The sequence below is a fragment of the Bacillus luti genome (genome assembly GCF_009739945.1).
Taxonomy (GTDB): domain Bacteria; phylum Bacillota; class Bacilli; order Bacillales; family Bacillaceae_G; genus Bacillus_A; species Bacillus_A luti.
On record NZ_CP040336.1, the window covers coordinates 4,339,115 to 4,362,256 of the forward strand.

Below are 23,142 nucleotides of genomic sequence, written 5' to 3' on the forward strand. Positions count from 1 at the left end.
TGTCTTTCTTTCACAAATTTGAAACAAATAAAAAAGAACTTAGGCATCTCCAAGTTCTTTTGTGTATAATTCTATAACTTTCTGTACGATTACATCTGCTGTATTTTCCTCCGGTGGCATCAATAAATTCGTAACCGTTCCATACACAATAGGATTCAACTCTACTTCATATCCACCATATGCAAATTCTTCCTTTGTCGGTAAGTAACCGATATATCCATTCGTATAGCCACCAAAGAAAACTAGATCATTTTGAAGACGCTCTTTCATTTCTAACGCAGTTTCTGAAAAAGGTTCCATTGGTATACCTGAGAACGTACCATCATTAACTTGAAACAGTTGCACTTCTAAATCGATACGTAACTGCCGAATACCTTGCTTATATTTCTCTAAAACGATAGTAAGCCATTCATCCGTATTCACGCCCCACTGCTTCCCAGCTAATTGAGCCATGCTTCGTATCTCATCAATTTCAGGGATATCCTTCAATTTCATTTGCACCATACTCGAAATCGTTCTTACATTTACAATTGGGCTATATGTAACTGTCGGTAACATCGTTAATACATGTCCACTAAGCGTGTAAGCCATTTGTGTTAATGCTTCCCTAGAACCCCGATACTTCGCATTCACATTTCCAGCAGCACCCTGCACGATAATAACTGGGCAGTTTATTATCTTCTCAAGAATCTCTCTCGTCATCCCAGGATAGTCCGCTGATAATACATCACTATCACCTTTTAAAACATTCGGATGAGCAGTGCAAAATACTATAATCCCACATAGCTCCTTCGTTTCAGCATCTCTAATGGCTAAAACACCAATTCGTTTATCTACAACACCCTCTACATTCGTTCCCATCTTCACTTTTCCATCAGATGTTCTCTCTCTTCGGTTTACTCCAATTTCGCCTGTTGTAACACCCCATCCAACTTCACATGATCTTAAGTTATTATTGGCAGTAATAGCACCCTGCACTACATTATTTACTAAAAGCGTTTTATACGACCGTACTAGCGGATCATCACCGACCGTTTCTGGGCCGGAATGCGTATGTGTATACACAACCGTTATCCGCTCAAATGGCACCTGAAGTCTACTCGCTATCCGCTCACGAATCATCGTCGTATCTTCTACTAACATCCCGATATTATCAATGCTTATAAACACAGTCTTCATTTCATCTTTTTCAAATACAAAGATTGTTCCGTAAATATGCTCTTCAATATTATTAATTCCAGTCTCTCTATGATATCCGACAAAATCAATACCTACAGGCGGCGTAATATCCACCTTGCATACCCCTACTTTACTCATTTGAATCGCTCCATTTCTATATATAACTCCCTTTCTTCAAGAATAGCATATTTAATAAAAAGAACGGACATAGCATTCTATGTCCGTTCTTCCTTCACACATACTTCCGATGCACCATCTTCCCATCATACGAAAATACAACGCCCTTACCCTCCACGATCGACTCCATATGCACTGTTCTTCCCCATAACTGATGAAGGTACGGCAATACTTTTTCTAAGTATTTTAAATCTAGCTCAATTCCTTCGTAACTATGTTTAATGTACAATTCTCCGTTCTTTAAGTAGTCTCCATCTTCTACTACTAAGTACGGGAATCCACCATTTGTCCGCATATTTACGAGTTGATCACGCACATGTTCCCACTCTTTATCTATTACTTTATACTCTTTTCCTTGGCGCTGGAATAAGTACATATCTTCTCGCATAACGAGGTCTTTATTTAAGTAGTTTCTTAAGAACGATACATCCCATTCAATTTCGCGTACTTCAAAGATTTTGTCACGACCAGACCCTGGTTTTACACCACGTCGTTTCATTTCTTCTGTCGGGTTATTGTAGCGTTCTTCAATATCTTCAAACATTTTAATACCGAGGTAGTATGGGTTAATGCTTGTTTTTGATGGCTGAACGACACCCGCATTAAGCTTTGCAAATTCGATCGCTTCAGAAGATGTTAAGTCCATTTCACGAAGTATGCGCTGATGCCAGTAGGAAGCCCAGCCTTCGTTCATAATTTTCGTTTCAAGCTGTGGCCAGAAATATAACATTTCCTCACGCATCATCGTTAATATGTCGCGCTGCCAATCTTCAAGCTCACGGCTATATTCTTCAATGAATAGTAGTAAATCTTTCTCTGGCTGTGGTGGAATCTTCTTCTTTTTTCGTATATTGGATCGTTCCCTTTTTTTATTTCGATCATCTAAATTCCATAAATCATCGTATTGCGACGCCTTTTTCTTTTCTACTTCTTCCTCTTCTAAATCATCAATACTCCACGCAAGTTTCGGGCGCATAAGTGATGGATCAATATGCTCTTGAATAGCAAGTACGGCATCTAAAAATGTTTCTACTTCTGCCTTTCCGTACTTATGCTCATATGCTTTCACACGGTCCGCTGTTGCCGCCATACTCTCTACCATGTCTCGCTTCGTATTTGAAAAACGAATATTATTTTTAAAGAAGTCACAGTGTGCTAAAACGTGCGCTACAATTAATTTGTTTTGAATTAAAGAGTTCGTATCTAATAAAAAGGCATAACATGGATCAGAGTTAATAACGAGTTCGTATATTTTACTAAGTCCTAAATCGTATTGTAATTTCATTCTGAAAAATTGCTTTCCAAAACTCCAATGTGAAAACCTCGTCGGCATCCCATATGCACCAAATGTATAAATGATTTCCGCTGGACATATTTCGTAACGCATCGGATAAAAATCAAGCCCAAATCCAGTCGCAATTTCCGTAATTTCTGCAATCGCATATTGCAGTGCTTTATCGTCACTTGCTCTCATTATTTTCCCTCCTTACACTTTCCCTTAAGAAAGTGTATGATGGGAAACAAGCTTTCATGAGGATTGATTTGCATAATAAAAAGACATCCTCATAAAAACGAGAATGTCTCATCTATTACCCTTCAATAATCTCCATCTTTTCCGTAATCGGTGTACGAGCTTTTCCTTCTGGCGCTTTACCGAAATAGCCTAGGTGAAGAATTCCAACGATACGTTGGCCTCTTGTTAAACCAATTCCTTCTATAAATAATGGATTGTAGTTTAATCCGCCTGATTTCCAAACACAGCCTAAGCCGCGTTCCCAAGCAAGTAATTGAAAGTTTTGCATAAATGCACATGTTGCAGCGTAATCTTCGTCACGTTGAATTTGACGTGGATCTTCATTAATGTAAACAACGATTTGTGCAGGCGTGCTTAAGAAACGATCAGATAAAATTTTACCACGTTTGGCTCTCTCTTCTTCTGTGAAAGAGTTTAATACTGCATCTACTAATTGCTTGCGGCCTTCTCCAATGTATAGTTTACAATTCCATGGTTCACGGTGCTTATGATTTGGTGCCCACGTTGCGTCATTTAATAATTCAATTAATAACTCTTTGTCTACTGCTTTATCTGTGAATGTACGAACAGAACGTCTTTCTTTAATCACATTTGCGATGGAAGTATATGTAGTCATATTTTTCTCTCCCTTATTTTTATCTATATGTATAACACTTGTTATTGATATTGATTTTCAATTTCGATTATAACCTAGTTTTTTACTATTAATCAATGTTTTATGTTGGAAAACTTCCAAAAAAAATCATTTCATGCTGTGAATAAAAAAACTTAACTTGTTCACAAGTATTTCACATTTTATGGAAATGATATGTGTACAGTTTTCCACATTACCCATCTAGGAGGAGTTTATATGTACAAAAAAATCGCAGTAAGTATGACCATGGCAACATTATTATGCGGAGCAACTGTTTTCCCTGCTTCCGCTGCTACGCCAAAAGAAGTAACAATGCACCATCATAAGCCTATTTCAGAAGGTGAAATGCAGTCGCTCGAAAAACTAGGCTATAACAAACATGAAATTTGGAAAGCTGCTCATATTGCAAGAATCAGTAAAAAAGAAATAAAAGATGTTTTAGCTTACTACAAGCAAAATAAATCTTGGGAGAAAACAGCAGAACATTTCGGTGTAGATCCAAGTAAGCTGAAAAAGCATCATATGAATAAAGAAACAAAGCAAGCACTGCTACAACAGTTAGCAACTATGCAAAAATCCACACCGGATCAGCTAAAGCAAAAAATGAAGGAATATAATATCGGCTTGCGTCAGCTCACGGTATTAACAATCATTTCTCAAAAAAGTAATACCCCTCTTGATGATGTGCTAAAAATGAAAAAAGACGGAATGGATATTAAACAAATTGCAGAAAAATTAAATGTAAAAAAAGAAGATATACGAGCAGAAATGATGAAATTAGTGCAGTCTATTAAAGAAAAGAAAACAAATTAACATGCAAAAAGGAAGAGATATTCACTACTCTTCCTTTTCTTTATGAACTTTCAACTTTGAAGTATAAATTCCCGTCTTTCCCAAAAACTAACACAAGTAAATGATGTATGTCAGGGGTGAGAAAATGTTTCGTTTATCATCTAAAAAGAAGAAACAAACTGTTTGTTCTATTCCAGAATTTATCCACACTATGAAAGAATCAAGTGACTTTTCTTCTTATAACATTATAGAAGATGGGACGTTATGTTTGTTTTATTATCAATCTACAGTAGAATCACTCATTATTAAACGATTCATTCTAGCTCCTATAAAAATTAAATTAGAAGAAATTCAAAGTATTGAGGATATCGCAAATATCGTAGCAATTGAAGATATTATCATCTCTCCTTCCGTTAATGATATTCGCGAAAAGTTATTAGGCGGCTACGTACTAGTACAGCTAAAAAAAGGTTCAGAGCAAGAAACGTATGCACTCCTCCGCGCTGAAAGTTTAGCTTTAGGTACACGATTATATAACGATACAGAAAATGAATATAGTGTCATCGGTCCCAAAATCGGATTCGTTGAGAATATCGATACAAATATGCATTTACTTCGGCGAAATATCGTAACAGAGCAATTAATTTTCAAGGAGCTTTCCGTTGGTTCTATATCGAAAACAAAAATCATAGTCGCTTATATGGCGGATATTACAAATGAACAGCATGTGAATACTGCGATGCAACGCCTACGAGATATTGACTTTGATTTTCCTTTTGATGCAACTATGATTGAACAGTTTATTAGCGATAATAGCAACTCCCCCTTCCCTGTTTTACTACCTACAGAGCGTTTAGATCGCTCCGTTTATGCATTATTGAATGGAGGAGTCGTCATTTTAACAGACGGTTCACCATATGCATTAGCCGGACCAGCAACATTACTCGATTTTTTCGTCTCTCCAGAAGACTATTATTTACCATGGATGGCAGGATCATTTCTTAGATTAGTTCGCTTTTTTGGAGCAGCATTCTCTCTGTTTTCATCAGCTATTTATACAGCAGTATTAACGTATCACTATCAAATGATTCCGGCTGATTTACTCGGCCCTATTATTTATTCTAGAGCCAACGTACCATTTCCACCTGTTTTGGAGGCACTTTTTTTAGAAATTACAATCGAATTACTGCGCGAAGCTGGGGCGCGTTTACCGACTAAAGTCGGCCAAACGATTGGTATTGTTGGCGGAATTGTAATTGGACAAGCATCTGTCGAGGCTGCTTTAACGAGCACCATCTTACTAATTGCTGTTGCGCTGTCTGCACTAGCTTCTTTTACAACACCAACAGTAAAAATGTCTTCTACTATCCGGATATTACGCTTCCCTCTTATCATTTTAGCTGGAGCATTTGGAGGTGTAGGGCTTATCGTCGGATTTGTATTCATATTGGCTCATTTAATTCGCTTAAAATCACTTGGATCACCTTATTTATTACCTTTATACCCATTTCGAGGTTTAGGAACTGCCGAAGGTCTCTTTCGCTTGCCGTTTAGTCAAACTGCAGGACGAGCTTCTTTTCTAAGACCTAAAAAGAAATGGCGCTATGATCCAAACAAAGCGAAAGAAAAACGCGACGGTGAGGAAAAATGAAAAATATTTTATTATGCTTTTTCATTATCATTTTAATTTTTCAATCTGGTTGTACAGAAGCAAATATAGTCGATACACAGCGAATGATCCACGTAGGTGGATTCGATATAAGGAAAGATAAAAATTTTCGCGGGACAATTTTATATCCCGATTACACAAAAGGAGTACAATCTCAACCTGAAACTCAATCCACTCATGCAGGTACAATTGAAACAATCTCTTCCCTTCTAAACGCCAAATCGCCACATACGATCGCTGTAGGTCAAATGCGTGTGGTCCTATTTGGGAAGGCATTTGGTGAACGTGGAATTGGAGATGTTATTAACAACTTACAACGTGATCCTAACATTGGCCGAGATGTGCAACTCGCGCTTGTAGATAGTTCAGCAGAAAAATTACTTAAACATGTCAAAACAAATGGATCACTATATCTATCTGAATTACTGGAACAAAACATAAAAAACGAGACAATCCCTCGGACAGCTTTAAATATTTTTTTATATAACTTCTATTCATCCGGATACGATCCATTTCTTCCTTACATTCAAGAATCAGAAGACAAATCTGCTTCCATTAAAGGACTCGCATTTTTAAAAAGAGATAAAGTTGTTATGTATACAGATAAGAAAAGGTCTTTTTTATTTAAATTACTCATTAATCCAACTAAAAACGGACGTTATGAAGTCCCAATACGTCAAGGTAAACATAAAGGCTTAATTGCAACCCAAAACTTATCTGGAAATAGTGTTTGTTCCCTTTCCGACACTGGTGACATTCCAAAAGTTCACATTCGACTGGAATTAAATGGACTTATAAAAAATGCTCCTAGCTGGCTGGATTTATCAAAAAGTGAAAATGTAACTTACGTAAAAAGACATGTAGAAAAAACGCTTGAAAAGGATTTAAACGAATTAATACAAACATTCCAAGAAAAAAAAATCGATCCAATCGGTATACGTGAAGAAATTCGTAGTCATTCAAGAAAATGGAGTATGAAACAAATTCAAGATATGTATCCTAGCGTTAATGTTGCTGTTAATGTAAAAATTAATGTCGTACAATCTGGTATCGGAGAATAGTGAGGTGCTATCATGACTGGACAAGATAAAACACATACAGTTTCCCCGTATTTCACATTCCTTCTATTACACTCCCTTCAAATTGGAGTAGGGGTGTTAGGATACCAAAGGATTATTGCACAATTTGCCGGTTATGATTCTTGGATTTCTCTTATTATCGCTGGTATTGCAACTCATATCGTATTATTTTGTATGCTGAAAATGTTAGAAAAAGATAATGATTTAATGAATATCCATACGACATGTTTCGGAAAGTGGATTGGGACATTTTTTTCCGTATGCTTTGCCGCATATCTTCTATTATTTTGCCTTACTGTTCTTCGTACATATATTGAAGTTATTCAAGTTTGGGTCTTTCCTACAATTAAACCATGGAAATTAACTTTACTATTTTTACTTGTAGCTTATTACATAATTAGAGGTGGCTTCCGTTCTGTAACAGGCATATGTTTTTGGGGCGTTATCATACCGATTTTCGTCCTATTTTTCTTAGTTTTCCCAATGAAATATGCACATGTTCGTAACATTTTCCCAATTCTCACTCATTCACCTTTAGATATTCTAACTGCGGCGAAAGCATCTGCATTAGAATTTCTTGGATTTGAAGCAATCCTTGTTTTTTATCCATTTATTAAAAAAGGAAAATCTTTAAATAAATGGGCACATGGTGGTATTGCTTTTACAACAATTCTATACGTAATACTGGCCGTCGTTTCCCTTATGTACTACAGCCAAGGACAACTACATCATACAATTTGGCCAACATTAACGATGCTAAAAATCATCAAGGTTCCTTTCATCCAAAGGTTTGAGTACATCATTATTTTCATATGGTATCTTATTATTTTACCTAATCTTTGTTTAACAATTTGGTCTTCTTGTTGCATTAGTAAAAGATCTTTTCACATACCTTTTAAAATTACACTGCCACTCTTTATCGCAGCTATATTTATTTCATCTTTATTTTTCACAAATCGTGAAAGTATCAATACATTAAATACGGTACTATCTCAGGCTGGTTTATATATTGTATACGCTTATATCCCTATTTTATTTCTATTTCATTCGCTACGATGGCGCTTCAAAAATCAGTCGAAAAAATCTTCAACCGATACACCGTAATCTCTGATACAATTTGATTAATACATTTGTAAAGGGGACAAGCGAATGAAAAAGTATGTATTTTCTTTACTTGCGGTACTGAGCCTAATTCTTGCTGGCTGCGGAAGTACTAGTACAAATGACAAAAAATCTTCTGAATCAAAAGAAGAGCATGATCATGCCACGCACACTCAGCAAGCTGACATTCAAGAAAAAACAAAAGGAATCGACACACTTCCAGCCTTCCTAGACAAACTTGATCCACAAATGAAAGAAATCTACACGGTCGCTGGACAAAATGCAGAACTATTGGATTGGATTCCATGTTACTGCGGTTGCGGTGAAAGTGTAGGACATAAAAATAATAAAAACTGCTTTATTCGTGAAATTAAAAAGAATGGTGAAGTTGTTTGGGATTCCCATGCAACGACTTGTGTCAATTGCTTAGAAATCGCAGTTGAATCTGCTTCGATGAAACAAAAAGGAAAATCAACGCTAGAAATTCGTAACTATATCGATAATAAATATAAAGAGGGGTACGGCAAACCGACGCCTACACCAATGCCAAAAGCTTAATAAAAACGAGGACATGCCTCGTTTTTTCTTTTCATTCACATTTTTTCTTAACAAATTCTTTCAAGTGTATTTCTCCTTACTTGTCACACACTATATATAACTCCTCAAGTAAGGAGGGTACACAGTGCAAACATATAACGACTATGATAAAGCTCTCTATTACACGTATTGCTGTAATTGGGATAAATTACTCGTTCTCATGGTTCAAACGAACGATCAATTATTTTCTAAACGTATTGAGCATTTTTTACACGCTTATCAATACAGTAAAGAACTACCAGAAGTTGATAAACAATTGCAGCTCCTATTTCAATATATTGACCACGCATCCCAAAAGTCACATGTAGAAGAAGTAGAGCAAATTCAAATGTAAATATAGCGCTATTCTCTTCTGGAGAATAGCGCTTTTTTAAAATGTTTATATCAATAAAAGTTTTTCCTTATAAAACTTTTATTGATAAACATATTTTTTCTTTCTTTTCTGTACTACTTCATACTATAATTTAGTATGTAACTATTATAAGAGAGGTATAAAATATGGGACGAGAAAAAAAGCAAGAATATGCTTTATTTACCGCGTGGGGAGCTTCTTTTATCGCTACACTAGGAAGTCTATACTTTTCCGAAATCATGAAATTTGAGCCTTGTGTCCTTTGTTGGTATCAACGTATTTTTATGTATCCATTCGTTTTATGGCTCGGTATCGCTGTAGTAAAAAAAGATTACCGCATCGCAAGTTATTCTTTACCAATCGCAAGTATTGGTGCTTGTATTTCTTTATATCACTATGCAATTCAAAAAATCGCAGCATTTTCAGCTGCTGGGGCAGCTTGCGGTCGTGTACCATGTACGGGAGAATACATAAACTGGTTCGGCTTTGTGACAATCCCGTTTTTAGCACTTATCGGCTTTATCACAATCGCTGTTTGTAGCTTTATTGTAATTAAAAACAAATAAGGAGATGAAAAAATGAAAAAAATGCTTATATTTGGCGGTATTATTATCGTCCTGTTTGCCGCAATCTTTGCTGTAACACAAATGGAAAAGAAAAACGCATCGACAGGTGAAAAAGATTACTATTCAAATAAAATTTCTCTTGAAGATCTCAATAAAAATATAGAAGATAAAAAAGAACAAACGATTTACTTTTATCAAACCTCTTGCGTTCATTGTCAAAAGGTCTCTCCTACTGTTGTACCTTTAGCGAAAGATTTAAATGTTGATATGAAAGTAATTGATATTGAAAATTTAAACGAGCCTTGGGATAAGTACGACATTAAAGGAACACCGACAATTATTCATTTTAAAGATGGTAAAGAAGTAAGCCGTATTGGCGGAGAACAATCAAAAGAAAAATTCAAAGAGTGGTTTGAACAAACAAAGAAATAACGAGAAAAGGAAACTCCTTCTACACATGAAATGGGCGTAAAATCCCACACTAATGTATAAGGAGGGGGTTTTATGCCAGAAGTGAAATGCTCTGTTTCCAATTGCTCATTTTGGGGACAAGGTAACTTTTGTCAAGCAAGTGCAATCGTTGTTCAACCAGATGCAGAAGAAGCGGGTTCGAATACAAATGATTTATATACAGGCGCGGTTTTAACAAACGAGACGCTAGAAAGTTCTGTAACAACGAGTGTAGAGACTTGTTGTCATACATTTAAGCCAAAATATTAAACATAAAAGCATACGATTAATCGTATGCTTTTTTACATTCCTCTCCAAAAATCATGCATCATAAAAAAGTACAAAATAACGAGAACGACTGTCCCGCATAGGGTAATGCGCCGGTATATACTCTTCTCCCCTTCTCTTGCTTTCACAAACGCCCAAATAAATCCGAAGAACAATATTAAATCAACATATGGAACATAAAAAGAAAAGACGAGAAATGCATACAAATACACGATAAATAAACAGGTCGTTACTAAGAAAACTTTGAACGCAAATTCACTTTTCATAATATAACCGCCCCCAATCTGTACTGTATTATATTCAGCAAAATACAATAGTTGCTGTTTCTTTTTTTATCCTTCTATTTACGTGCATCGCGATTCGTCTAATTTAATAATTTATGCAAAATTTGCTTCCCTAAATTACAAATAAGCTACCGTCTATACACGGTAGCTCTTACAGTACATTATATTTCCGTTTATATATATTACTTAAAATCGGAGCAGGAATTTGCTCATAACGAACTTTTTCTCCCGTTTCATCCATAATATACAAATTGTTTCCTATATAATAGGTTCCATCTTTCCTTTTGGCATACACTGCATACCTTTCGTTTGGTAATACTGTTTTCACTTTTGTTAATTGCCCATTTGGCTCTTGCCAATATATATTGACACGGTCTACTAACGTAAGTATTCCAATTTGTTCTTCTTCCACTTTACGACCATTCCAGCTCACAACGCGATACCCCAGCTTATTCGCTTCAAATTCGGGACTCGTATGAAAACGAGAAATGATTACTTTTGTCTGCAATTGTACTCGGTCATATAGCCATTGTATATCTCTGTCATGCATGCGAATACAACCATTCGATTCCCTACTTCCAATCGTCCATTCTCTATTCGTCCCGTGAATTGCATACTCCTTTTTATCTAGTCCGAGCCACCTTGTACCAAGAGGATTATTCGGTGCACCACCAGGTATCTTTTTACGATGGTATTCTTTATTTTTATATTTAGTTATAATACAAAAATTCCCTTCTGGTGTTGGGGTGCGATCCCTTCCAGTCGTTATTGGAAACGTCCTCGTATAGTTTCCATCTTCAAAAAAAGATAGCTGATTTGTCGTAAGATTCACTAGTATTAAATGATCTGTATTAGCAAAAGCGCTAGCTGGTAGGCAGAAAAATAGGATTACGATACACCATATTTTTTTCATCTAAATCCTCCCTAGCACTAATATCATAATAAATGTAATTAGCTTTACTTTGCTCTTATAAATGAAAACTATCCATTTACAATAACCCCCCCGTTTACATGTATCATTTGTCCTGTAACATAGGAAGAATCTCCAGAAGCTAAATATACATATGCAGGCGCTAATTCATATGGTTGACCAGGTCTTTGCATCGGAACATTGCTTCCAAACTGTGATACTTTCTTTTCATCAAAGCTTGATGGGATAAGCGGTGTCCAAATTGGTCCTGGTGCGACACCATTTACACGAATTCCTTTTTGTACTAACGACTGAGAAAGCGATCTTGTAAAAGCTACAATAGCCCCTTTCGTTGCGGAATAATCAATTAACGTTTCATTTCCTTCGTACGCAACGATAGATGCCGTATTTATAATGACATCCCCTTGTTTCAAGTGAGCAAGTGCTGCTTTCGTAACATGAAAATAAGAAAAAATATTAATCCGAAACGTTTTCTCTAGCTGTTCCGCTGTAATATACTCTAATCCTTGCTGGGGATATTGCTGTGCAACGTTATTCACAACAATATTTAAACCGCCTAACTGCCGAGCGGTCTCTTCCACAACATTTTTACACTGTTGTTCATTACTTAAATCACCCGGCAACAATACACACTTCACGCCTTCTTTTTCCACACGCTGTTTCGTCTCGTTTGCGTCTTCTTCCTCATCTAAATAAGCAATCGCAATGTTCGCTCCCTCTTTTGCAAAAGCGATAGACACAGCTCTTCCAATCCCACTATCTCCCCCTGTAATTAATACATTCTTTCCTTTTAACTTTTCGCTACCTTTATAATTTGGATCTTCAAACTGCGGAAGTGGATTCATTAATGATTCAATACCAGGCTGTTTATCCTGATGTTGCGCAGGCATTGTTAAAAAGTTTTTTTGCTGAGGCATACTTCAATCAGCTCCTTTTCCTTATCATGTGCACAATAATAAAAACTACTTATACATAAAAAGCGTATTTTACACGTAGTTCTACGGTTAATATTCGAATTTAAGACACAAAATATGAATTATTGTAAACTTTTTATGCAAAACTATTGCAAAATGCACAAAAAACGAATATTATATATAACTGTTGTGAAAATTATTCGTAAACAGAAAGGATGTTTATATGTTTAACCTTTCAAAACATAAAACTTCTATTAAAACTGAAATTATGGCGGGTACTATTACCTTCTTAACAATGGCATATATTATTGTCGTAAACCCTGTCATCCTTGGTGATGCAGGTGTTCCATTCGAACAAGCATTTACAGCAACAATTATCGCTGCTGTTGTCGGAACATTATTTATGGCGATCTTTACAAACTTACCAATCGCAATTGCACCAGGGATGGGATTAAATGCTTACTTCTCTTACTCTGTTGTAAAAGCTCATGAAGGCATGACTTTCGCGATTGCATTCTCTGCTGTATTCGTAGCAGGTATGATTTTAATTTTGTTATCATTTACATCATTCCGTACAAAATTAATGGAAGCAATTCCTGAAAACTTAAAACATGCAATTACTGCTGGTATCGGTCTTTTCATCGCCTTTATCGGTTTACGTTTAACAGGGATCGTTACAAAAAATGATGCAAACTTAGTTGGTCTTGGTGATTTGCATTCTGCTCCAGTACTACTAGCATTAGCTGGTCTTGGGATTACAATTGTCCTTATGTCTTTAAATGTAAATGGCGCACTATTTATCGGAATGCTATTAACTGGTATTATCGCTTACTTCACGGGACAATTAACATTCTCAAACGGTGTTACATCAATGCCTGGATTACCAGAAGGAATTATCGTTTCAAATCCAATTACTGCTGTATCTGACGTAATTAACTACGGATTATACGGCGTTGTATTCTCATTCTTCCTTGTTACATTATTCGATACAACAGGTACATTACTTGGGGTAGCGCAACAAGGTGGCTTTATGAAAGACGGAAAGCTTCCAAAAGCAGGACGAGCTCTTCTATCTGACTCATTCTCAGCAACAATCGGTTCTATGTTCGGAACAACACCATCAACAGCTTACATTGAATCATCTGCTGGTGTTGCAGCTGGTGGTCGTACTGGTTTAACAACTGTTACAGTAGCTGTTCTATTCGCACTAGCAGCGTTCTTCGGACCATTAGTAAGTGCCGTTTCTGGTGTATCAGCTATTACTGCCCCATCTCTAATTATCGTTGGTAGTCTTATGATGGGTTCAGTTCGTCACATTGATTGGGACGCATTTGATGAAGCATTCCCAGCATTCTTAGTCATTTTAAGCATGCCACTTACATCAAGTATCGCAACAGGTATCGCACTTGGATTTATTTCATACCCACTTATGAAAGTGGCAAAAGGACAATTCCGTGCCGTTCACCCACTTGTGTATTTATTCGGAATCTTGTTCGCTTATCAATTGATTTTCTTACCACATTAAAATCCCTCTTTGCGAGGGATTTTTTTTTACAAAAAATTATTTGACAACGCCATAAACTTATGGAATAATTCGAAATAGTTAAATATTCGATGTCTTATCAAGAGCAGGTGGAGGGATGAGCCCTACGAAGCCCGGCAACCGACCCATTTATGGGCACGGTGCTAATTCTTACAACACGTCGTGTTGAAAGATAAGAGTAATATGATAAGACGTCTTTTCTATATGAAAAGGCGTTTTTTATTTTCACTCCCTCCCCTCTCTTCTTAGTTTAGGAGGGATTTTTTCATGAAAAAATTATGTTCCATCGTACTTATTTTTCTCTTATTTACATTGACAGCTTGTACAAATGAACAAGATGCTATCTCCTCACAAAAGCAACAAACTGTGAAAAAAACGACTACAACAGTAGAAAACAACTTACTAACAGAAGTTCCAAGCCAAGTGAAGAAGCCATTAAAAATCGCATTAATTATGCAAATGTCCATCGGAACTTTTTCCTCTCAATATATTGAGGGCGTCAAAAAACAAGTAGAGCTATTTGGCGGCAGCGTGCAAGTCTACAATTCTGATAACGATTTAGCAAAAATGGCTGCAAATTTAGATACTGCTATCAATTCAAAAGTGGATGGCATTTTAATTGATCATGGCCGATCTGAAGCGCTAAAACCTGGAGTAGAAAAAGCATTACAAGCTAATATTCCCGTAGTAGCGTTTGATAACGATCTACGCTTACCGGGTGTAACGATTATTGATCAAGATGACTATAGTCTTGCGTGGAAATCTTTAAAAACGTTAGCGGAAGATTTGAATGGACAAGGAAATATCGCAGTCGTATGGGTTGGCGGATTTGCCCCAATGGAACGTCGCAATGTTATCATTGATGCTTTTTATAAACGTTATCCAAATATAAAAGAAGTGGCACGCTTTGGTACCGCTAGTAATAACACACCACTTGATACACAAACACAAGTAGAAGCTTTACTAAAAAAATATCCGAAAAAAGGAGATTTACAAGCTATTTTTGCTTCGTGGGATGAGTTTGCTAAAGGGGCTGTCAAAGCACTCGAACAAGCGAATCGTACAGATATAAAAGTATACAGCATTGACTTAAGTAATGAAGATTTACAACTTATGCAAAAAGAAAACTCTCCTTGGACAGCTACTGCTGCAACTGATCCAGCTGAAGTAGGTAAAGTTCAAGTACGATTTTTATACAAAAAAATTGCTGGTGAACAAACGCCAGATATTTATTCACTAGAACCTTATTTAGTAAAGAAAAATAGTTTACCAAAAGAAAATATCACGATGGATCAGTTATCAAAATATATAAACGGTTGGGGAGACTCAAAAGATGCATATTCTCCTTGGATGAAAAAATTAGAGAAGGAGAAAAAATGATGACATTCTCTCTTCAAAACATTACACATTCTTATCATGTCACTACACCAGTTCTAGAAGATGTTTCGATTCATATCAAAAAAGGAAAAGTGCATGCTTTACTAGGAATGAACGGTGCAGGAAAAAGTACTTTACTAAAAATAGCGACTGGTGAAATTCAACCGGTTGCTGGCGATTTAAAAATTGATAATCAGCCTGTTTCCTTTACTTCACCACGCTATGCAAAAAAGCACGGTATTTCTTTTGTAACACAAGAAGTAGATCACGGACTTATTCCCGGATTGTCCGTATTAGAAAATGTACTAATCGATCATTTAGCAATGCAAAACAAAGTACTATTTTCAAAGTCCAAATTAGTCGCACTTGCTAAACAACATTTACAAACCGTACAGGTAAATTTAAATGTTTCGGAAGATGTTTCAAACTGCTCATTATATGAAAAGCAATTACTTCTTATCGCAAGAGCTTTATCTAACAATACAAATTATCTTTTATTAGATGAACCTACTTCTTCTCTTGGACCAAAAGAGGTTGAAACCTTTGGGAAACTATTAAAAGATTTAACAGCAAAAGGTATTGGCATTATCTTAATTTCTCATCGTTTATCCGAGATTCGAAATTTCGCAGATGATGTAACTGTATTACATAATGGGAAGGTTTCCCTTTCTGAAGCTATTACAAAGATTACAGATCAACAAATTGTGGAAGCAATGACTGGCAAACAACTTACACTGCCTATTAATACAGCACCAAAACGCGGGAGCGAAGAATTATTTAAAGTACAAGAGCTTCAATTACGCGAAGATCATTCTCCCCTTTCTCTTACAATACGAAAAGGAGAAACTGTTGTGATATACGGATTAATTGGAAGCGGCAAAACAACACTTGCTGAGACCTTATTTGGTGCTCGTCATACTTATCACGCAGAAATAGATGGTCACAACATCACAATTAAAACACCACGAGATGCGATTAAAGCGAAAATTGCACTTGTACCAGAAGAAAGAAGAAAACAAGGTATATTCCTTTCAGAAAATATTATAAGTCACACAAATTTACACCAATCAGGTTGGCGAAGAAAACAAACCGAATTAAATAATGCCATCACGGCAATTTCTTCTTTCAGCATTTCGCCAAATGACCCAAAAGTCTTTATTCATTCACTTAGTGGTGGAAACCAACAAAAAGTCTCAATTGCAAAGTGGGATGGATTCAAACCTAATCTATTTCTTTTGGACGAGCCAACTAAAGGGGTAGACATCGCTGCAAAACAAGACATTTTCCAATTCATTCGCAACATTACAGAAGACGGCAGTTCCGTCATTTATTTTACAGGAGAACAAGATGAAGCACTGCATATCGCCGATCGTATTCTTATACTGGCAAACGGAGAGTTTGTAGGTGAATACTTGCCAAACGATCTGTCTCCTGAACAGCTTTTACATTTATCTGAAGGGAGCTATTCCATTGAATCTCGTTCATAAAACTAAGAAACTATATTTACCTACTCATCTTTTTTATCAATTTAGTACAATTGCTATCATTATAGGTGTTACAATTTTTTTCTCTATCGTCAATGATTCTTTTTTAACCTACAACAATATTAGTGATATTTTACGTTCTATTTCTATCGTAACGTTACTTGCAATCGGTGTTACCTTTACATTAATTGTAGATGGATTTGATTTATCAGTCGGCTCCACCGCTAGTTTAGCAACAATTGCCGCTGCTTCCTGTCTCGTTTTATATCGACAAGAACTATTAGTTACACTCCTTGTTCCTATTCTTTGCGGGCTATTAGTTGGATTATTAAATGCACTACTCGTTATCCGAATTAAACTACCAGACTTACTAGCTACGTTAAGTATCATGTATATCGTTAATGGACTACACTTAACATTTTCAAAAGGATCTTCAATTTATGAAGGAATGTCTGGTGCCAAAGGACATTTTATTCCATCCTTTTTATTTATCGGTCAGGGTTCTATTTTAGGAATTCCAGTCCCTGTCATTATCATGCTTATCGTCGTTTTAATTGCACATCTATTTTTAGAAAAAACAACGTACGGTCGTTTCTTTTATATGACAGGTGGAAATCGAGAAGCTGCTAGATTAGCCGGTATCCCTACCGATCGTTATCGTGTATATGCTTATATGATTAGCGGTTTCCTTGCCTCCATTGGCGGCATTATTCTATGCAGCCGCGTTGGAACAGGGCAAGTTTCGGCTGGTGCCCCATTGTTAATGGATGCAGTTGCAGCTGCCTATATCGGTTATGCAATGTTCGGTGCCAAGAAACCAAATGTCATCGGAACATTCCTCGGTTCTATATTAATTGGAATCATATTAAATGGACTTACAATGATGAACGTTCCTTATTATGCACAAGATATCATTAAAGGCAGTATTTTAATTACAGCTTTAGCCTTTTCATTTATTAAAAAGAAGCGTAAATAAAAAAGTAGAGCATCGAATTCGATGCTCTATTTTCCCTTTGCAACAACCAAACGAACTACTTTCAATGCAAGAAGTAAGAAAAAGTTCGCTACTGCCGCACTTCCTAAGAAGACTGCTATCATAAGCTCTCCCATTCCGTTATGAAACACAAATATAATAGAAGAAATGAAAGCCAAAATAAACAATATGAACGTCGGTATATATTTAATGAAGGGCTTTTTATATGATTTTTTAAACAGAAAAAACGTAATTACTAATGTCATAATAAAAACAAAATATATAGCAAATAAGAAAATCATACGAAAGCCTCCTCTACAATCAAACTACTCAAAAGAGATTAGAATCCTTTAATATTTCTCATTTACATGTAATTCTTTACTATACTTTTGAATAAAAATCGATGAAACAACCATTACCATTCCTACACTAAATCCAATAAGCTGATCCAGTAGCATCTCATCATGTATGAGCCAGCGAAGTAGAAATACCCCTCCAAAAATAAGCATTGCAGTAAATCCGGTATGCCTAAGTCCTTTATATACATTTTTCATATGTATCACCTCTCTATACATTTTATCCATATTATACCATATACCCATCAAGCAAACGTATCGTCCTCTGACAATATGTAGCTACCTTCGGGTCATGTGTAACGACTAATACTGTTTTTCCTTCTTTATTAATCTCTTGTAAAATACTCATAATTTTCTTCCCGTTTTCTTGATCAAGAGCACCAGTCGGTTCATCAGCAAGTATAATTTTTGTATCTTGTGCTAAAGCCCTTGCTATCGCTGTTCTTTGCTGTTCTCCTCCTGATAACTCGTAAGGATATTTGTTAATATGCCCCTCAAGCCCTACCATTTTCAGCATTTCTTTTGATATTTGCATACGTTTCTTATGAGAAATTCTTCTATATACAAGCGGAAGCATTACATTTTCAACAACTGTATAATCATCGAGTAGCGAAAAGTTCTGAAACACAAATCCAACTTCCGTATTTCTATACTTATGATAATTTGCTTTTAATGTACTCGTATCCATTCCATCTAAAAAATACTTTCCAGCAGAGGGGCTATCGATTAAGCCAATAATGTTAAGGAGAGTAGATTTCCCAGAACCAGAGGGCCCCATAATAGCTATCATTTCGCCTTTTTCTATTGTAAGATTAATATCCTTTAAAGCACTAAAATCATTCTTTCCAAAGCCCTTAGCCACATTTGCGAGCTGGATCATCTATAACACCTCTTTCATACATGTATTTTTTATTTTTAATACATTGAAATAAATAATTGTATATATAATGAAGATCATTACAATTGCTATCGTACTTATAACAATCAATGATTCTTTAGATACTTGTAACGTTCCAAAAAAAGATACGGTGCTATTTTCTAACCCTTTTTGAATTTCAATCGCTCCACTATTCTCCCATTGAAAATACGTAGTTCCTATACATATCGATAAAATGAATAACAACATATACTCAATAATAAATGGAAGACATATTTGAAAAGTACTTGCACCTAATGCTGATTTAATAGAAATATTTTTACGCTCCATATAAAGTGCTGCTATTGATGTTAATACAATAGATAGAAATGAAAAAAATAAAACTGTGCCGCTTAATAATAAGGGGTATGACATATTATCAATACCTTGCTTTTCGTTTTCTAACAATTTATTCGGATTTGTAACATAATACGAATACCCCTTACCTTCTGTTACCTTTAATACATTCTTTTGAAATTCATTTATATTTATCTTCTCATTTGTTTCTATAATTAACCCATTGTATAAAAGTTCTACACTATAGAACTCTATTTCTTCTGTTCCAATTGGTAAAATAGCCATGTCATCTAATAATGTAATACGATTATCCGATATTTCACCGCTCCGAGGATATGTAAATGGTGAATTTCTCTCTAAAAAGCCAATTACTTTTAGCTTCATTTTTCCAGATGGTATGATATCCCCAATAAACACCTTTTCTTTATAATGAGCCCCTAATATAACAGGTCTAATATCAAATACTGATTTATGAAATTCCGACTCCTCAAAATATCTTCCTTGTGAAATTCGTACATGAAAGTATTTATTAATATCTTTATCAACAATAAGAGTCTTTATCGTTCCATTTTCTTTTTTTAAATTAAATGAATAGTTACGGAACAAATAATTTGTTTTATTTGTTATTGGTATTGTATTAGATAACCCTTGAATGAAATGTTGATAATCATTTTTCGCTTTTTCTTCGCTAAATAACGTTATATCTTGCGTCGCATAAAGTTCATAGAAATTTTTATTAGTCGATAAATTATTCGCCACTGTCATCATTTTTCGATATCCCGAAAGATTACTAATAAATTCTATAGCTGAAGAAAATGCAATCACTAAAGAAATTACTATCATCAAACTTGATAACAACCGTTTTTTCACAGACCGTATAGAATCAAATATAAAAAACATGACGACCTCCTACGTTCTTAAATATTTTCCAGGATATATATTTATAATGTGCTTAATTGAAATTACAGTAACAAACATTGTAAGAAAAATCATAAAAACAACATTATATATGAATACATACGGTGTTAACGGTTTTAGTAAGTATGTTTGAAAATACGTATGAATGGTTCCAGAAAATATTTCTAACGTAAGAAAAACCAATAACATCGCTACTAGAGCAATAAACAAAATTTGAATATATAGTTCGTAGTAAATCGATCTATTAGAAGCACCTAATGCTTTCTTTAATGAAATCTCTCTCTCTTTTTTGTAAATCCAAAATAATACTGCGGAAATGCCCGAAACGATTGCAACAAGAATGAATTTATAATAATACTTATTTGCTGGATCTATATGTGTTACATTTAGTTCCTGAAGGTCTCGTTCATTCAGTATTTGAACCTCTCCCGAAAGTACTTCTTTGCTCCTATTCATAAATGTCTTTATTTCGTTATAGATGGTTGATGTAGGATTAACAACTGTTAACTGTAATTGTTTACTAGCGATAATACCTTGTTTAGATATAGTAGGTAAGTTTTGAAGCGGAATGTATATGCCCGCTACACCGACATCACTGTCTATTCTGGATATAGTTCCTATTTTTTTATATGTATCATCAAATTCATATAATTCTTTTACATTGGTTTGATCACCAACAACCATATCATTTAAACTCCCATGATGAAAATATTGCCCTTCAGAAATATATGGCGTCCAATAATAATCATCTTTTAAGTTCACAGCTATCATTTTTATTGCACCTGAACTATTCAATGCTTTTAAATTTTCTACGTAAATATCACTTTTCACAAAAGTATCTTGTATGAGAGGAATTATCGCTTCCAATTCGGTTTCATTCGCTATCGGAACAGTTAACGTTTGATTCTTTTCTGGAAAACCAATTTGAAAGGCAGCTATAAAGTTTCGTTTAGACTCTGTTAAAAGCACGGCTACTGATATAGAAAGAAAAGAAATAAAAAATGATATAAGAAGAATTACGGAAAATAGTTTGTTTCTTTTTATATTTTTAAAAGCTAAATACATGAACCGGCTCCTTTTAGATAAGAAGGAGATGATGAACATCCCCTTCTCCTTATCCAAATATTTATAAAGACAACTATTTTATTTGTTATCACTATAATCGTAAGTTCCTATTACTATCAAAGGTTCCTTTGCAATCGTAAGTTTCCATTACTATCAAAATTACCTTTTCGTATCTCTTCTTGATAGTCATTATCCTCATTCGCATAATGCTCAGAGTATAATCCTTTTGCACCAAAAGCGTTATATGCACCATTACTCACAGTAGCATTTAATGCTCTTCCAGATTCATGGGATCCTAATTTATCCGAAGCACTTGCAATGTATGAATTGCTTCCATTTGAATTAATAAAAGAAATTGCTACTGAACAGCGGGATGCATTTTGATTCGTAGTCGTCTGAGCTCTGTAAGATAGCAGATTACCACTTTTATGACCGCTTAAAGTTGAATAGAATGCACTTGTTGAGATTGATGTTGCTAATAATACTAAAGTCGTAATTGAAAAAACCTTTCCCTTCATTAACAATCACCTCGTGAATTAAATAGTTTTGTAGCGCTACATCGTAATAATACTTCTCAAGTAAATTCTCCTCAATAAGTGTTCCATATGTTTTACAAACTCTTTAAAAACTTAAACATTTATACATTTTTAAAAAGTAACGTTATAAGAAAGTCATACAAAAAAGACTGCAGAGAACACCTTCTCCACAGCCTAATGATTATTTTTGCAAAAACGACTGTAAATCTGCAAATTGTTTCTTTGCATCTTCATAGCCTTGTTCATATAAACCTTGTAATTTTGTCTTATCTTTTTCCATACGATCTACTTGAAGCGGCAACTCTGGTCTGATGACAAATAAATTACCAGCTTGCTCTTCTTTTTCAATATAGTGAAGTGTTTCATTATACACTTCATAACGATTCAACATAGTGTTAACAAGATTCGGATATTTTTTATAAGCTTTCGCTGCAATCCATCCGAATTTTGATTTTTTCTTCGCGTAACCATGATTTCTCGTTAAAATAACGACTGATTTTTTAAATCCATCTTCTTGTGCTTTACGAACTGGAATTGGATCAGAAATCCCGCCATCTAATAACTGCTTACCACGATAATTTACTACTGGCGCAATGAAAGGCAATGAACTAGACGCTTGTAATAAATTTAGTGCATCATCATTCGTTCCTTCTTTCTCAAAATAAACAGATTGTCCTGTTTCACAATCCGTCGTTCCTACAAGGAAACGTTCTGGGCTATTAAAGTATGTTTCAAAATCAAACGGCACATGCTTTTCTGGAATTTCATGAAAAATGAAATCCATATCAAATAGCTGACGTTTTCTCCATAAGTTTTTATACGATAAATATTTCGGATGTGATGCATAATCAATATTGACCGTTTTATTTCTATTTCTTTGTCTGGAAAGATACGACGCTGCATGACAAGCACCCGCTGATACACCGATTACATATGGAAAATATAAATCTTGTTCCATAAAGTATTCTAATATCCCACCCGTATATACACCACGCATACCGCCGCCTTCTAATACTAACCCCGTATTTTCAAGCATATTACTCTCTCCTCTATATATATTGACTCTTTAATTATTCACCATGTTAAGTATCTTTTTCTATTATATATGAGTTCTTTCAGAAATTATATTC

At 35.2% G+C, this 23,142-nt stretch carries 26 protein-coding genes and 1 riboswitch; of the genes, 13 read left to right on the forward strand and 13 right to left on the reverse strand.

The window, feature by feature from the left end; genetic code table 11:
- Positions 1–39: 39 nt before the first annotated feature.
- From EUC40_RS21975 to EUC40_RS21985, 3 genes are all read right to left on the reverse strand, one after another.
- Entirely contained in the window at positions 40–1,317 is a 1,278-nt protein-coding gene (locus tag EUC40_RS21975; protein WP_156576604.1) for a neutral/alkaline non-lysosomal ceramidase N-terminal domain-containing protein, read from the reverse strand.
- Between the two features lie 94 nt (positions 1,318–1,411).
- Positions 1,412–2,830: a stage V sporulation protein SpoVR gene (gene spoVR, locus EUC40_RS21980; protein WP_156576605.1), complete on the reverse strand. Its 1,419-nt coding sequence runs from the start codon at positions 2,828–2,830 to the stop codon at positions 1,412–1,414.
- Between the two features lie 115 nt (positions 2,831–2,945).
- Positions 2,946–3,506 (reverse strand): nitroreductase family protein, encoded by a 561-nt coding sequence (locus EUC40_RS21985; protein ID WP_156576606.1) that lies wholly within the window; start codon positions 3,504–3,506, stop codon positions 2,946–2,948.
- 234 nt (positions 3,507–3,740) lie between these two features.
- Here EUC40_RS21985 and EUC40_RS21990 point away from each other — a divergent pair, with 234 nt between their 5' ends.
- From EUC40_RS21990 to EUC40_RS22030, 9 genes are all read left to right on the forward strand, one after another.
- Positions 3,741–4,337: a hypothetical protein gene (locus tag EUC40_RS21990; RefSeq protein ID WP_156576607.1), complete on the forward strand. Its 597-nt coding sequence runs from the start codon at positions 3,741–3,743 to the stop codon at positions 4,335–4,337.
- Positions 4,338–4,461: 124 nt separating this feature from the next.
- Positions 4,462–5,967, forward strand: coding sequence for a spore germination protein (locus EUC40_RS21995; protein ID WP_156576608.1), 1,506 nt, complete (start codon positions 4,462–4,464; stop codon positions 5,965–5,967).
- Positions 5,964–7,046, forward strand: a complete 1,083-nt coding sequence (gerYC, locus tag EUC40_RS22000; protein WP_156576609.1) for a spore germination protein GerYC — start codon at positions 5,964–5,966, stop codon at positions 7,044–7,046. The genes EUC40_RS21995 and gerYC overlap by 4 nt, the downstream gene beginning before the upstream one ends.
- A 12-nt stretch (positions 7,047–7,058) precedes the next feature.
- The gene (locus EUC40_RS22005; protein ID WP_156576610.1) at positions 7,059–8,168 is read left to right on the forward strand and encodes a GerAB/ArcD/ProY family transporter; all 1,110 of its coding nucleotides are present in this window, start codon (positions 7,059–7,061) and stop codon (positions 8,166–8,168) included.
- Positions 8,169–8,213: 45 nt separating this feature from the next.
- Complete coding sequence (locus tag EUC40_RS22010; RefSeq protein ID WP_071711548.1) at positions 8,214–8,723, forward strand: PCYCGC domain-containing protein; 510 nt, start codon at positions 8,214–8,216, stop codon at positions 8,721–8,723.
- Between the two features lie 124 nt (positions 8,724–8,847).
- Positions 8,848–9,096: a YhdB family protein gene (locus EUC40_RS22015; RefSeq protein ID WP_001195459.1), complete on the forward strand. Its 249-nt coding sequence runs from the start codon at positions 8,848–8,850 to the stop codon at positions 9,094–9,096.
- A 164-nt stretch (positions 9,097–9,260) separates the two neighbouring features.
- Positions 9,261–9,680 (forward strand): disulfide formation protein C, encoded by a 420-nt coding sequence (locus EUC40_RS22020; RefSeq protein ID WP_000532256.1) that lies wholly within the window; start codon positions 9,261–9,263, stop codon positions 9,678–9,680.
- Between the two features lie 12 nt (positions 9,681–9,692).
- Positions 9,693–10,112: a thioredoxin family protein gene (locus EUC40_RS22025; RefSeq protein WP_071711547.1), complete on the forward strand. Its 420-nt coding sequence runs from the start codon at positions 9,693–9,695 to the stop codon at positions 10,110–10,112.
- A gap of 72 nt (positions 10,113–10,184) precedes the next feature.
- Positions 10,185–10,400 carry a DUF1540 domain-containing protein gene (locus tag EUC40_RS22030; RefSeq protein WP_156576611.1) on the forward strand — a complete coding sequence of 72 codons (216 nt, stop codon included), beginning with the start codon at positions 10,185–10,187 and terminating at the stop codon, positions 10,398–10,400.
- A gap of 32 nt (positions 10,401–10,432) precedes the next feature.
- Here EUC40_RS22030 and EUC40_RS22035 read toward each other — a convergent pair whose 3' ends face one another.
- From EUC40_RS22035 to EUC40_RS22045, 3 genes are all read right to left on the reverse strand, one after another.
- Positions 10,433–10,684, reverse strand: a complete 252-nt coding sequence (locus tag EUC40_RS22035; RefSeq protein ID WP_000834197.1) for a hypothetical protein — start codon at positions 10,682–10,684, stop codon at positions 10,433–10,435.
- Positions 10,685–10,853: 169 nt separating this feature from the next.
- Positions 10,854–11,615 (reverse strand): L,D-transpeptidase, encoded by a 762-nt coding sequence (locus EUC40_RS22040; protein ID WP_156576612.1) that lies wholly within the window; start codon positions 11,613–11,615, stop codon positions 10,854–10,856.
- Between the two features lie 68 nt (positions 11,616–11,683).
- Positions 11,684–12,550 (reverse strand): SDR family oxidoreductase, encoded by an 867-nt coding sequence (locus tag EUC40_RS22045; protein WP_156576613.1) that lies wholly within the window; start codon positions 12,548–12,550, stop codon positions 11,684–11,686.
- A gap of 220 nt (positions 12,551–12,770) precedes the next feature.
- On the opposite strand from EUC40_RS22045, the gene EUC40_RS22050 reads away from it, so the two are divergent.
- The 4 genes from EUC40_RS22050 to EUC40_RS22065 all read left to right on the forward strand — a co-directional run bounded on the left by EUC40_RS22050 (position 12,771) and on the right by EUC40_RS22065 (position 17,927).
- On the forward strand, positions 12,771–14,072 hold the full coding sequence (locus EUC40_RS22050) for an NCS2 family permease (RefSeq protein WP_071711543.1): 1,302 nt from the start codon (positions 12,771–12,773) through the stop codon (positions 14,070–14,072).
- A 91-nt stretch (positions 14,073–14,163) separates the two neighbouring features.
- A riboswitch (SAM riboswitch) is annotated at positions 14,164–14,269 on the forward strand.
- Between the two features lie 88 nt (positions 14,270–14,357).
- Complete coding sequence (locus EUC40_RS22055; RefSeq protein ID WP_156576614.1) at positions 14,358–15,470, forward strand: sugar ABC transporter substrate-binding protein; 1,113 nt, start codon at positions 14,358–14,360, stop codon at positions 15,468–15,470.
- Positions 15,467–16,954 (forward strand): sugar ABC transporter ATP-binding protein, encoded by a 1,488-nt coding sequence (locus EUC40_RS22060; protein ID WP_156576615.1) that lies wholly within the window; start codon positions 15,467–15,469, stop codon positions 16,952–16,954. The genes EUC40_RS22055 and EUC40_RS22060 overlap by 4 nt, the downstream gene beginning before the upstream one ends.
- A complete protein-coding gene (locus EUC40_RS22065) occupies positions 16,938–17,927 on the forward strand; it encodes an ABC transporter permease (protein ID WP_156576616.1) in 990 nt (329 codons plus the stop codon). Before EUC40_RS22060 ends, EUC40_RS22065 begins: the two co-directional genes overlap by 17 nt.
- 26 nt (positions 17,928–17,953) lie before the next feature.
- Here EUC40_RS22065 and EUC40_RS22070 read toward each other — a convergent pair whose 3' ends face one another.
- The 7 genes from EUC40_RS22070 to EUC40_RS22100 form a co-directional block, all read right to left on the reverse strand.
- Positions 17,954–18,226: a sugar ABC transporter ATPase gene (locus tag EUC40_RS22070; RefSeq protein WP_156576617.1), complete on the reverse strand. Its 273-nt coding sequence runs from the start codon at positions 18,224–18,226 to the stop codon at positions 17,954–17,956.
- 48 nt (positions 18,227–18,274) lie between these two features.
- Positions 18,275–18,478, reverse strand: a complete 204-nt coding sequence (locus tag EUC40_RS22075) for a hypothetical protein (protein WP_244322173.1) — start codon at positions 18,476–18,478, stop codon at positions 18,275–18,277.
- A gap of 31 nt (positions 18,479–18,509) precedes the next feature.
- Positions 18,510–19,160 (reverse strand): ABC transporter ATP-binding protein, encoded by a 651-nt coding sequence (locus EUC40_RS22080; protein ID WP_156576619.1) that lies wholly within the window; start codon positions 19,158–19,160, stop codon positions 18,510–18,512.
- A complete protein-coding gene (locus EUC40_RS22085; protein WP_156576620.1) occupies positions 19,161–20,393 on the reverse strand; it encodes an ABC transporter permease in 1,233 nt (410 codons plus the stop codon).
- Between the two features lie 9 nt (positions 20,394–20,402).
- Positions 20,403–21,476 (reverse strand): ABC transporter permease, encoded by a 1,074-nt coding sequence (locus EUC40_RS22090; protein WP_156576621.1) that lies wholly within the window; start codon positions 21,474–21,476, stop codon positions 20,403–20,405.
- 116 nt (positions 21,477–21,592) lie between these two features.
- On the reverse strand, positions 21,593–21,994 hold the full coding sequence (locus EUC40_RS22095; RefSeq protein ID WP_156576622.1) for a hypothetical protein: 402 nt from the start codon (positions 21,992–21,994) through the stop codon (positions 21,593–21,595).
- A 199-nt stretch (positions 21,995–22,193) separates the two neighbouring features.
- Positions 22,194–23,048, reverse strand: coding sequence for a patatin-like phospholipase family protein (locus EUC40_RS22100; RefSeq protein ID WP_156576623.1), 855 nt, complete (start codon positions 23,046–23,048; stop codon positions 22,194–22,196).
- Between the last annotated feature and the right edge of the window lie 94 nt (positions 23,049–23,142).